This window comes from Methylobacterium indicum (assembly GCF_001043895.1).
Classification (GTDB): domain Bacteria; phylum Pseudomonadota; class Alphaproteobacteria; order Rhizobiales; family Beijerinckiaceae; genus Methylobacterium; species Methylobacterium indicum.
In genome coordinates this window covers 1-627 of sequence record NZ_JTHF01000357.1, presented here as the reverse complement: position 1 = coordinate 627, position 627 = coordinate 1, and the positions used below count along the sequence as shown (strand labels likewise).

The following is a 627-nucleotide window of genomic DNA, read 5'->3' as shown; positions in this document are numbered from 1 at the left end:
CCAGGGCGCCACCGGCGTCCAGGGCGCGACGGGCGTGCAGGGTGCCACCGGCGCCCAGGGCGTGACCGGCGCCCAGGGAACCACGGGTGCGCAGGGTGCCACCGGCGTCCAGGGTGCGACGGGCGCGCAGGGCGCCACCGGTGCCCAGGGCGTGACCGGTGCCCAGGGGACCACGGGCGCGCAGGGCGCGACGGGCGTGCAGGGCGCCACCGGCGACCAGGGTGCCCAGGGCACGACTGGTGCCCAGGGTGCTACCGGCTCCCAGGGCGCGACGGGTGCCCAGGGTGCGACGGGAGCGCAGGGCGTCACTGGCGCCCAGGGTGCCACCGGCGAACAAGGCGCGCAGGGTGTGACCGGCTCCCAGGGCGCGACGGGGACCCAGGGTGCCACCGGTTCCCAGGGCGCGACGGGTACCCAGGGTGCGACGGGGGCGCAGGGCGTCACTGGCGCCCAGGGTGCCACCGGCGAACAAGGCGCGCAGGGTGTGACCGGCTCGCAAGGTGCGCCGGGCACCACCGGCTCCCAGGGCGCAACGGGGACCCAGGGTGCTACCGGCTCGCAGGGTGCCACCGGGTCCGCGGGTGCCACCGGTTCCCAGGGCGCGACGGGTGCGCAGGGTGCCACCGG

The 627-nt window shown here is 78.5% G+C and carries 1 pseudogene; it reads left to right on the top strand.

The annotated features are described in order from the left end of the window. Positions 1-627, top strand: a pseudogene (locus QR78_RS29870) (hypothetical protein); the annotation flags it as partial.